The following is a 10,777-nucleotide window of genomic DNA, read 5'->3' as shown; positions in this document are numbered from 1 at the left end:
CATGGCCGATCATGGGGCCGGACCTGTCCTAGCGGTCTACAGCCACTCTCCAAAGCCGGCCTCTACCGGTGCTCCGCCGCCCGGTGCCGGCGGTGCGGGGAGCCGATCACCTTGCCCGAGGCCGCATCCAAGGCGGCGAACAGCGTGCCGGTGGGCGCGCCGGGCCGGCGAAGCCGGCCACCGTCGCCTGCACCAAGCTCATGCGAACCGGGGCGGGTGCCGACCGGCAGCCAGGGGGCTCTGCGCTCGAAAACGCGCCGCTGGGGTCGCAAAACCCCTCCCCCGAGAAACCCGGCACGATCCACGGCGGGGTCGCGTGCGCCACCCAGTCGCGCTCGGCGTCAGCCACCGTGCCCCGGTCGACCTCGGACTCCTGCCCCGGGCGCAGCGCGATCGCCACGGTGGTATCGCCTACCACCTCGTCGTGCCACCGCGCGAGCGTGCAGGCGGTGGGCACGCCATCGGCAAAGGCGACCTGCCGGGGCAGAAGGCCGACGCGCTGCCGCCAGTGCTCGGAGACCATGTGCGCGAGCCCCGGAACGGCTCGGAAAAGCCCGGGCTCGCTTCACCGGCTGTCCGGATCCGTCGTGTCATGGACGGCTTCCTCGCCTGTGCGTATCCGACGAACCCGCGAAAGCCCGGTCCGAAGGTAAATCGGCGGGATGGCGTCACCCCGCTGACCGGTCGCACGGTTCGCAGTGAATTCGTCGTCCGCTGTCCTGACCCAGGTTGGGGTCAGAAAGTCGAGTAGATGTGATACTCCTCCTCGAGCGCCTGCTCCCAACCAGGATCGAAGTACCGCCGGATGACATCCTCGGCGGTCTCCGTCACCAGGTATCCCAGCGGTTTGTCAGGCTCGAAGGGGCTCCTCCACGAGGCGAGTGCCGGCCATTCGCCGTAGACGGCCAATTCGCCGTTGATGAAATCCCACAGCCATTTCGCAGGGTCGACGCGGGGACCGAAAGCACGACGGATCTGCGGGGCCAACTCCTCGGCGAGTTGCTCGAACGGCGTCGACACCCCGATGTAGTACGTGACGGGGTGAAGATAGTTGTGCGGCGGGTGCTGCAACACCAGCAGTCGACCGTCCTCCTCCCACACCGCCCTCACGTCCAGGTCCGGCAGCAGTGCGGGATCGACCGGCCGCACTTCCTTCCCCCATGTCCCCTCGTCGTACTGAGTGGACACGCAGTGGTGCTCGAAGCTGTCGAGGGGCTCGGGGCTGTCCGGATCGAAATGCCAAGCCTCGACGCCGTCGTCGTGCCGGTAGGCGAAGACAACGTGGTCGAACGGTATGTCGCCATACGGATCGACGTAAACGGTGAAGGTTACGGGCACGAATCTCTCCAGACGAGAAGACGATCAGCCATCCTCCCAGATTAAGGAATGAGGTCGATTTCTGCGTCTTCTACGTCGTCGGTCAGAGTTCTCAGGGGTGCGGGTTGCGGGTGAGGATCGGCGGCCTGCGGTGCAGGGCGGCGGAGACGACGGCCGCCGCGGCGTCCGCGACCGCGCCGAGGCCGCCCGGCACGAGGTCGCCGCGTTGCGCGAGCACACCGGACAGTTCGCCGGGTGGCTCGCCGCCCTGGAGCAGCCCTTGGTCGCCCGCGGCCCGTGTCCCCTGCGCGACCCCTCAGCCGAGGCGCGATGGAGCGCCGCTGGAGGGATCGCGACGTTCGGCGACGGCGTCCTGGCCGCCGTCGCCCAGGTGCAGCAGTGCCCCGATGCCGTACGCCGTCGTCTGCCGATCGGCCCTGCCGTCAGCGGGCCACACCACCGACAGCGGAACTTTGATGAGCACCGACCCCTATGCCGCCACTCCCGACACTGCTTCCGGTGAGGAGGGCCGGCACAGCGGGCCTCGGTCCGCTGAGCGCCGCCGCTGCCGGCGCCTGCTGGGCGGGGCCGGTCACGCTGTTTCGGCGCTGAGGGTCTGCGCCACGGGTCGGCGGGCCGCCAGGCGTGCGGGCAGGGCGGTGAGTGCCGCCGTCGCCAGCAGAGTCGCGAGTGCGGCGCCGAGCAGCCAGGAGGAGGGGGAGGCTACCGAATTCCTGGCGGCGAAGAGCGAGAGCAGGCCGACGCCCAGCGGGGCGCCGACGACGGCTCCGGGCAGCGCAGGCAGGAGCTGGGCGATGGACAGCCCCGCGGAGATCTGTCCCGGGGTGGCGCCGAGCGTACGTGCGATGGCCATGTTCGCCCGGGCCTCCATGGCAGTGGTCCAGGTGAACGTGAGGGTGTTCACGACGGCGAGTGCGATCAGCAGGACGGTGACCGCGAGCATCAACCGGCGGTCGTGCTCGCCCCGCAGGTTGGGCAGGGCGGAGGAGCCATCCAGGCCGTAGCCCCTCTCCGGCTGGGCGTAGAGGGTCAGCAGGGCGACGATCGCGATCACCGTGGTGGCGGTGGAGCACGCCTGCAGCACGGCGCGGCCCGGTCGGCGGGCGGTCAGCCGCAGTCCGAGCAGGAGCGGCGTGGGCAGCAGCGCGGACAGCGCGGTGAGCCAGGGTCGGTGACGGGGCTGGTGCGCGGTGGCGGTCAGCGCCGTGACGGTCGCCGTACGCATGGCCCGCAGCGTGGGACGCAGGGTGGACAGCACCGCCACCGCCACGGCGAGGACGGTCGCCGCGGCGACGGCGGCGCCGCCGGGCCCGGCGGCATCGCCGATCCGGCTGGCGGTGGGGCTGGCGATGGCGGGCACGGTCAGGCGGGCGATCGCCAGCCCCAGCGCGTCGCCGACCAGCGCCAGCGCCAGGTATTCGGTGAGCAGGACGGTGACGATCAGACCCGGGGTGGCGCCGACGGCCTTGAGCAGCCCGGCCCGGCGTGTCTGCTCGGCGGCACGTCCCGCGGCCAGCGCCGCCACTCCGGTGATGGCCAGGAAACTGAGCAGCCAGCTACCGACGACCAGGATCGGCTGGCTGTTCCTGAGGATGACCATGTCCTGCCTGGCCGTGAACTGCCAGGTATGGAAGTTCACCCTGAGGGTGGCGATGCGGTGGGCGTCCAGGAAGGCCTCGGTGGCGGCGGGGTCGCGCAGCTTGAGGTCCAGCGCCACGGTCACCGGGAGATCTTGGGACGACGCCAGTGTCCGGGCATCGGATCGGGTCATCCAGGCCAGGCCGGTGTAGTCGCTGGGGCCGCCGTACGGGCCGACCTGCGCCGCCCAGGGGTAGATGGAGGTGGCCGCGGTCACGGCGATCCCGACGACGGGATACGACCGGCCGGCGATGGTGACGTGGTCGCCGACGCCGACGCCCAGCGCGGTGGCGAAGCCACGTTCGAGGACCGTGCCGCCGGGGCGTAACCACTGACCCGAGGTCACCAGCGGCCGGTTGACCGCGCCGGGCGTCTCGGCGAAGCCCTGCACCACCACCGGGGACGAGATGGAATCGCGCGTGGTGAGGTCGGCGTAGACGATGCGATAGGGGCCATGGTGGGCGACCACTTCGGGATCGTCCGCCAGCGAGGCCAGGGCCGCGGTCACGTCGGGGTCCGTCACGCCGGAGAGCGCCACCATGTCGGGCCCGGCGGTGGCCGCCCGGGTCTGCTCGTACAGCGCGTCGCTCACGCCGCGCAGGGACAGGCCCAGCGCCATCGTGGCGGTGGCCACGGTCACCGCGAGCAGGAGCATCGCGGCCCGGACTTTGTGCCGGCGCACGTCAGCCAGTACCAGGCGGACGATGAGCACGATGAAGCCCATGACGTTCAGCCCTCCAGCCCGATCAGATCGCCGAGCCGCCCGGTGCCGGTGCCGGCCAGCCGGGTGTCGTCGACGAACATCCCGTCGCGCATCGAGAGCAGCCGATCCGCCGTGGCCGCCACCCGCTCGTCATGTGTGACGATCACGAGGGTCTGCCCCGCGGAACGCAGCTCCTCGAAGATCCTCAGCACATCGAGCGTGGCCGCGGTGTCGAGGTTGCCGGTCGGCTCGTCGGCCAGGACGACCAGCGGGTCGTTGGCCAGCGCACGGGCGATGGCGACCCGCTGACGCTGCCCGCCCGACAGCCGCGACGGCAGATACCGGGCACGGTCGGCGAGCCCGACCCGTTCCAGCAGCAGGCTCGCGCGCCGCCTGGCCTCGCGCCGCGAGCGCCCGGCCAGCAGCGCGGGCAGCTCCACGTTCTCGGCCGCCGACAGCTCCTCCACCAGATGGAAGGCCTGGAAGACGAATCCCACCGACCGGCGCCGCATACGCGCCAGAGCTCGCTCGCTCAGCGTGTCGACGCGCCGCCCGGCCACCCACACCTCTCCGTCGGTGGGCCGCTCCAGGCCGCCCAGCAGGTGCAGCAGGGTCGATTTGCCGCAGCCGCTGGGTCCCATGACGGCCACCGTCTGCCCCTCGGGAACCTCCAGGTCGACCTCGTCCACCGCGCGGACCCGGCTCTGCCCCTGACCATGCGTCTTCACCAGGCCGCGGGCCCGGACCGCGGCACTTGACACGTTCATCCACCCTCAACTTCGTCATCGATCTTGGACCAGGCCCGCTCACAGGCATCCAGCCAGCGCAGGTCCGCCTGCAACCGCAGCACGACCCCTTCCAGCAGCAGGCCGGCGCCCGACCCCGCCGGCTCGGCCAGCGCCGCCCGCTGCGCCTCACGCAGGCGGCGCAGCAACTCACGGCGCTGCGCCGCCACCAGCTCCACCGGGTCGGCCAGCCGGGCCGCGGCGGCCGCGGCGAGCTTGAGATGAAACTCCGCCAGGTCCGGTTTCGGCCAGCCCACCTCGGCCAGCCAGGCGGCCACCCGCTGCTGTCCGGCCGGCGTCAGCGCGTAAACCTTGCGTTCCGGCCGCTCGGGCAGGCCGTCGGCCCGCTCACCGACGACGAGCCCCGCTCGCTCCAACCGGGCCAGCGTCACATAGATCTGGCCACGGTTCATCGACTCGCCCAGCGGGCCAAGACTGTGCCGCAGCCGAGCGTGCAAGTGGTATCCGTGCGACGGCTCCTTGGCGAGCATCGCCAGCACCGCGTCCTGCATGTCACCCCCTAACGGTTTGCTAATAGATAGCGGTTACCTATAGAGGTGTCAAAACGCTACACCCGGTGATCTCCTGGACTGGCCCGCCGTCAACGGGGGGATGGAGGGAAGGCAGAGGTAATGGGGGCGGGCCGACGGACCTGTCCCGGCGAGGACGGTGAACCCGCTAGGCCGGGAAGTTGCGGCCACGGCGCAGCGCCGCGGCCGCGACGGCAATGGAGGCATCCTCCACGATGGGGCCGAAGCCGCCGGTGAACACCACGGTCAGGCGCGGAGTCGCGGTGTCGCCGACCAGATCGAGCGTTCACACCCACCGGACATCTCAGTCGTCGTGGGCGATGAGCATGAGTTGCCGCCACAGCAGTACCACGAACACCGCGGAACCGGCGAAGGCGAACCAGAAGGGCGCTGCGACACCGAGGCGGGTGGCCAGGACACCGCCGATCAACGAGCCGACCACCAGACCGGCGTAGACGCAGACGGTGTTGACGCTGCCCACTCGGCCCTGCAGTTCGCGCGGGACCGCGCGCTGGCGGACGGTGACCGAGGTCGTGCCCCATATGAAGGCGTGCGCGCCGAAGGCCAGGAAGATGCCCCCGGCGACCCACGGCGAACGGGTCAGGGCCAAGCCCAGATGAGTGAAAGTTTCGATGATGAGTCCGATCCGCATCAGGGCGCCGAGGCTCACCCTGCGGGTGATGGCCCCGTACAGGCCGGTGCCGATCAAGCCGCCGATCCCGCCGATGGTGGTCATCAGACCGAAGCCCAGGGCGCCGAGCCCGAGCTGCTCCTGGGTGTAGAGGACGAGAACCGACCAGGCCGCGCCGAACGTGAAGTTGAAGATCAGGACTGTGAGCGCCAGCGTGCGGACCGCCGCGTGCTGGATGGTCCAGCTGAACCCGGCGGTCAATTCCCGTACGGCGTTGGGCGTGAGATCGTCGGCCTGCCGGCCGTCCGGCGGCAACGTGATCCGGGAGACCAGGACGATCCCCGCCACCACCAGGAGCAGCTGGCCCGCGAACGGCCAGGTCAAGCCCAGGCCGAACAGCGCCGCGCCGATCGGCGGCCCGGCGAGCTGATTGAGCGTGATGAACCCCGTGCCCAAGCGGGCGTTGGCGACGACGAGATCGTCCTTGCCGACCATCATGGGAGTCAGCGTGGCCGTCGCGTTGTCGGCGAAAACCTCGGCGATGGACCGGAGCGTGAGCGCCACCAGCGCCGTCGTCACGGTCACGGTACCGGTCACCGTGAGCGCGACGAGCGCCGCCAGCACCACGGCCCGCGCCGCGTTCGCGACGAGCACGATCCTGCGCCGGTCATACCGGTCCGACAGCACGCCCGCATACAGGCTGAACAGCAGCGGAGGCGCCCAGCCCACCAGGGCCGACAGCGAAATCATCAGCGGGTCGCGAGTCAACGTCGCGATCAGCAGCGGGCCCGCCGCGGCCGCGACCCCATCACCGAGATTCGTCAGCCAGCTCGAGGCCAGCAACCACCGGAATCCCGTCCCCAGCCGAGCAGGCAGAACTCGCTCCACCACTGTGATCACGAGCGCAAAACCATACGTTTTGCGAGCATCTACGGCAACGCGTTTTCGCGTCTCCACGCTATGTGGTGAGGAGGGGCAGGGGTGGTTTCCCCTCGTATCGTTGGGGCGTCGCCTATGAGGAGGACAGGCGATGGCAGAGACACGACAAAAGTTCACTCCTGACTTCCGCGAGGGCGCGGTCCGCATCGTCGAGGAGAGCGGCAAGCCCATCGCGCAGGTGGCCCGGGACCCGGGGACCGGCTCCGGAACGCCGGCCAGATGGCGGTCGCGGTCCGGGGCGGGAGCGTGGCCGGGGTGGTCGTGCACACCGACCGGGACCGCGAGCGGTGCCGTCACGCGCCGGCCGCTCCGGTTCCCCATGGCCGGCGCGCCGTCTCGGGCACCAGGGGCCGGCCGCCGGCGACCCATTCCGTGATCGAGCCGTCGTACACCCGCACCCCGGTGACGCCGGCCGAGCGCAGCGCGAGCCACACGGCAGGGGCGGAGATCGCCGCGCCGCAGTACGCGATGGCCGGCGTACCGGCGCCGATCCCGGCCGCGGCGGCGGTCGCCCTGATCCGGGAGGGCGGGAGGTGCAGCCCGGAGGAGTCGACGAGCACGCGCATCGGGAGCCTCGTCGCGCCCGGGATGAGCCGCGGCTCCTCCGCCCAGCTGGAGTCGCGGCGGCAGTCGACGATGGGCAGGCCGGCCGCCTGGTGCGCGAGCACGTCGTCCAGGCCGGCGACGGCGGGGCCGGCCCGGCCCAGGAGCGGCGGGCGGGTCTCGACCGGCCGCCGCGAGACGGGCTCCGTGCGGGCGGGCCCCGTCTCCACGGGGCCGCCCGACCGCAACCAGGCGGGCCACCCGCCGTCGAGGCGGAACGCCCGCTCGAAGCCGTGAGCCCGCATCAGCCATACCAGCCGTGCCGCGGTGAACTGGTGGTTGTCGTCGTAGGCGACCACCGTGCTGCCGGCGTCGACGCCGAGCCCGGCGAGCGCGGCGGCGAGCGCCCCGGGATCGGCGGCCCGGCCCGGCGGCTGCGGACGGGGCGCCTGGGTGGCGTCGAACCCGAGGTAGGCGGCGCCGGGCACCCGGGAGCGGTGGTACAGGCCCCGGCCGGCCGGACCGTCGCCCACGGGCCAGCGCGTGTCGAGGATCCGGACCGACGGCACGCCGATCAATCCGGCCAGCTCATCACACGAGACGAGCAGTTTTTCCACGGTGACCCTCCCGGTGGCCGCGGCCCCGCTCGCACGCCGGGCCGTACCGATCCCAAAAGGTTAGAGCCACGCGGCATCCTCCCCGGCGTCGATCCCGGGCGGAGAGGCGGAGAGTGCGCCTGCCCGTGGCACCGGACGCCGGTGAGCCGGGACCGGGCTCCCGCCGCACCGCACGGGGCGTGTCCGGCACGTGGCCGGCGCCCCGGCGATCCCGCGGCGGGCGGCGCGGAACGCCGGAACCGGAACCCTAGACGAGGGCGGGCAGCACGTAGACCTCCGCGCCCGGCGGCAGGGCGCATTCGAGACCGCCGCGGTAACGGGCGTTCTCGCCGCAGACGAACATGCTGATGTGGCGGCGGATGCCGCCGCGGTCGTCGCGGAGCCGCTGTTCCAGGGACGGGTGGGTGCGGCGGAGGGTGTCGAGGGCGGCACCCAGGGTGGGGCGGCCCTCGTCCTCGCCGGCGACGGCGAAGACGCGGACCTCGGTCGTCTCGCCCGCCCAGTGGCGCAGCGTGGCGGGCAGCATGAAGGTCACAAGCGTGACGGGCCTGGCCATCGCCTCACCGGGCCTTGGCGCGCGGGCCCCCGGGAGGGGCGGGGGCTGCGAGTGCCCGCGTGCGGACGGCGGTCGCGAGGGGGGCACGGGCTCGGAGGGGGGCGTCGTGCATGACCGTCTCCTTTCGGATCGGGGTTCATGCTGCCACGCCACGCCGTGTCCCGCCGTGCTCTGGGGAATTTGCCCGATCGCCTCAGGGCGCCGGACCCCGGACGCCGCTCAGGGTTCGCCGTGCACGACGTCCCGGCGGATGTCCGTCAGGGGGACCCCGTTCCGCTGGAGCCTGCGGACCGCGTCGTCGACCATCGCGGCCGGGCCGCAGACGTAGACGTCGTGCCCGGCCCACGAGCGGAGGCGTTCCATGACCTCGGTGAGCCGGCCGCGCACGCCGTCGTAGCCCGGCTGCTCGGAGACGACCGGCAGGACCCGCAGCCAGGGGAAGGCCGACTCCATGCGGATCAGGTCGGTCAGGTCGTACAGCTCGCAGGCCCGGCGGGCGCCGTACAGCAGGTGGACGGCGGGGCGCAGGCCCGAGCCGATCACGTGCTCCACGATGGCCTTGATCGGGGCCAGCCCGGTGCCGCCCGCCACGCACAGGATGTCGCGCCCGGAGTCGGCCGGGGTCATGGTGCCGAGGGCGGGGCCGAGCATCACGGTGTCGCCGATCCGGGTGTGCTCGACCAGCGCGGTGGAGACCCACCCGCCGGGGACCGCGCGGACGTGCAGGCGGATGGTCCTGTCGCCGCGGGGCGCGTTCGCGATGGAGAAGGTGCGCCAGACACGGGGCCAGCGCGCCGTCTGCACGGTGACGTACTGGCCGGGCAGGTACGGCAGGTCCCGGTCGAGCCGGAGGGTGATCACCGCGATGTCCGGCGTGCGGCGCTCGTGGCCGATCACCTCCGCCAGCCACCACGCGGGCGAGACCCCCGCGTCGGCGTCGGCCGACTCGATCATGATGTTGGCCGCGGCGGTGTACGCGGTCACCCATGCGGCCTCTATCTCGGCGTCCCAGACCTCGGCGGCGAAGCGCCGGACCGTGGCCAGGAGCGCGTTGCCGATCGCGGTGTAGTGCTCGGCGACCACCCCGTACTTGCGGTGGTCGCGACCGAGCTGGCCGAGGAACGCCGCCAGGCCGTCCGGGCTGTCCAGGCTCCAGACGATCCTGGTCAGCGCGCCGAACAGGCGGTCGCGCTGGACGTCCATCGCCGGTGGGAACATCCCCCGCAGGTGCGGGTTCTCGGCGAACAGGCGCCCGTAGAAGTACGCCGCGGCCTTGTCCGCGACGGGTTCGATGAGGGCGAAACTTTCCTTGACGAGACGCGGATTCAATGACATTGAACGAACCCACCCTAATTGACCGGATCAATGTCCGGTCATGCAGATCCACCTCCCTGACGGTTCCGGGTGACGAGCGAACAGGGGCCCCGGCTCACCTGATCCCTCAATTTTGAGTCTTCCATCACCATGTAGGCGTCACAACCGTTTCCCCGCAATATAGTGCGAAATCAAACTGTGTGTAGTTGAAATGTTATTGTGGGTGACGGTCTTCCGGGTTCTCCGGAACGAATAGGCGAACAAGAATCGCGTTCTTATTGTCGCCCCATTTACCGATCATGAATTCCCCTGTCAGGTGGCCGGTCCGGGCGGCCGGGCGGCCGGCCCCCGTCCCGGCGTGACGACACCGAGACCTCGACGCGTGACATGGGGGAAACCGGGTGCGCCATGATAGGGATGCTGCTGGAGATGGGATGAGTGCTGCCCCAAACGGGCGGTGTCACCGTGCGCACGGCCCTGGAGGTCGCATGTCCCGACCCTTGATCGGTATCACCGCCTACCTGGAGGCCGCGCGCTGGGGCACGTGGGTCAGGGAGGCGGTCCTGTCACCCCCCTCCTACGCGCGGGCCGTCGAGAAGGCGGGCGGCCTCCCGGTGATCGTGCCGCCGCTGGGCCCGGGCGGGATCGGCGGCTACGTCCGCGGCCTGTCGGGCCTGGTCCTGGCCGGCGGGAGCGAACTCGACCCGTCCCTGTACGGCGCCGCCCGCGACGAGCGCGTCGGTGACCCCCAGCCGCACCGCGACCGTTTCGAGCTGGCGCTCGCCCGCGCCGCCGTCCAGGCCGATCTGCCGCTGCTCGCCGTCGGCCGGGGCATGCACGTGCTGAACGTCGCCCAGGGCGGCACCCTGATCCCCTGGCTTCCCGACGTCGTCGACCACGACCGGCACTCCGCGCCGGGCCGCCCGCACCTGCTGCAGATCAGCGTGTCCAGCAAGCTAGGCAAGGCGGTGGGCGACCACGCCGAGGTGACCGCCCCGCACCACCAGGCCGTCAACCGGCTCGGCGCCGGCCTGCTCGCCGTGGCCTGGGCCGACGACCAGATCGTGGAGGGCGTGGAGCTCCAGGGGCACCGTTTCGGCGTCGGCGTCCAGTGGCACCCTGAGCGCACCGGGGACAACCGTCTCGTCGAGGCCCTCGTCGAGGCGGCCCGCTGAGGAGGAGG

General features: G+C 71.6%; 13 protein-coding genes. 2 read left to right on the top strand and 11 right to left on the bottom strand.

Translation table 11 applies throughout. The annotated features are described in order from the left end of the window. Positions 1-106: 106 nt before the first annotated feature. The 8 genes from ABD841_RS25370 to ABD841_RS25335 form a co-directional block, all read right to left on the bottom strand. Positions 107-523 (bottom strand): hypothetical protein, encoded by a 417-nt coding sequence (locus tag ABD841_RS25370; RefSeq protein ID WP_344976730.1) that lies wholly within the window; start codon positions 521-523, stop codon positions 107-109. 212 nt (positions 524-735) lie between these two features. Further along, positions 736-1,338 (bottom strand): hypothetical protein, encoded by a 603-nt coding sequence (locus ABD841_RS25365; protein ID WP_344976727.1) that lies wholly within the window; start codon positions 1,336-1,338, stop codon positions 736-738. 91 nt (positions 1,339-1,429) lie between these two features. Next, positions 1,430-1,555, bottom strand: a complete 126-nt coding sequence (locus ABD841_RS25360) for a hypothetical protein (RefSeq protein ID WP_344976724.1) — start codon at positions 1,553-1,555, stop codon at positions 1,430-1,432. A gap of 78 nt (positions 1,556-1,633) precedes the next feature. Beyond that, positions 1,634-1,801 (bottom strand): hypothetical protein, encoded by a 168-nt coding sequence (locus ABD841_RS25355; RefSeq protein WP_344976721.1) that lies wholly within the window; start codon positions 1,799-1,801, stop codon positions 1,634-1,636. A 108-nt stretch (positions 1,802-1,909) separates the two neighbouring features. After that, positions 1,910-3,700, bottom strand: coding sequence for an ABC transporter permease (locus ABD841_RS25350; protein ID WP_344976718.1), 1,791 nt, complete (start codon positions 3,698-3,700; stop codon positions 1,910-1,912). Between the two features lie 5 nt (positions 3,701-3,705). Next, positions 3,706-4,446, bottom strand: coding sequence for an ABC transporter ATP-binding protein (locus tag ABD841_RS25345; RefSeq protein WP_344976715.1), 741 nt, complete (start codon positions 4,444-4,446; stop codon positions 3,706-3,708). Further along, positions 4,443-4,976 (bottom strand): PadR family transcriptional regulator, encoded by a 534-nt coding sequence (locus tag ABD841_RS25340; protein ID WP_344976712.1) that lies wholly within the window; start codon positions 4,974-4,976, stop codon positions 4,443-4,445. Before ABD841_RS25340 ends, ABD841_RS25345 begins: the two co-directional genes overlap by 4 nt. Positions 4,977-5,298: 322 nt before the next feature. Next, positions 5,299-6,525 (bottom strand): MFS transporter, encoded by a 1,227-nt coding sequence (locus tag ABD841_RS25335; RefSeq protein WP_344976709.1) that lies wholly within the window; start codon positions 6,523-6,525, stop codon positions 5,299-5,301. A 130-nt stretch (positions 6,526-6,655) separates the two neighbouring features. On the opposite strand from ABD841_RS25335, the gene ABD841_RS40920 reads away from it, so the two are divergent. Further along, positions 6,656-6,940, top strand: a complete 285-nt coding sequence (locus tag ABD841_RS40920) for a transposase (RefSeq protein ID WP_425582038.1) — start codon at positions 6,656-6,658, stop codon at positions 6,938-6,940. Here the strand turns inward: ABD841_RS40920 and ABD841_RS25330 are convergent. The 3 genes from ABD841_RS25330 to ABD841_RS25320 form a co-directional block, all read right to left on the bottom strand. Beyond that, a complete protein-coding gene (locus ABD841_RS25330) occupies positions 6,858-7,724 on the bottom strand; it encodes a sulfurtransferase (protein ID WP_344976706.1) in 867 nt (288 codons plus the stop codon). The two genes, ABD841_RS40920 and ABD841_RS25330, sit on opposite strands and share 83 nt — an antisense overlap. A gap of 247 nt (positions 7,725-7,971) precedes the next feature. Beyond that, on the bottom strand, positions 7,972-8,280 hold the full coding sequence (locus ABD841_RS25325; protein ID WP_344976703.1) for a ubiquitin family protein: 309 nt from the start codon (positions 8,278-8,280) through the stop codon (positions 7,972-7,974). Between the two features lie 219 nt (positions 8,281-8,499). Then, on the bottom strand, positions 8,500-9,615 hold the full coding sequence (locus ABD841_RS25320) for a globin domain-containing protein (RefSeq protein ID WP_344976700.1): 1,116 nt from the start codon (positions 9,613-9,615) through the stop codon (positions 8,500-8,502). Between the two features lie 467 nt (positions 9,616-10,082). Between ABD841_RS25320 and ABD841_RS25315 the strand changes: the two genes are divergently transcribed. Next, a complete protein-coding gene (locus ABD841_RS25315) occupies positions 10,083-10,769 on the top strand; it encodes a gamma-glutamyl-gamma-aminobutyrate hydrolase family protein (protein WP_344976697.1) in 687 nt (228 codons plus the stop codon). The last annotated feature ends 8 nt before the right edge of the window (positions 10,770-10,777 follow it).

This window comes from Streptosporangium fragile (assembly GCF_039534445.1).
Classification (GTDB): Bacteria; Actinomycetota; Actinomycetes; order Streptosporangiales; family Streptosporangiaceae; genus Streptosporangium; species Streptosporangium fragile.
The sequence above is the reverse complement of the archived record's forward strand: the minus strand, read 5'-3'. Positions and strand labels throughout refer to the sequence as shown.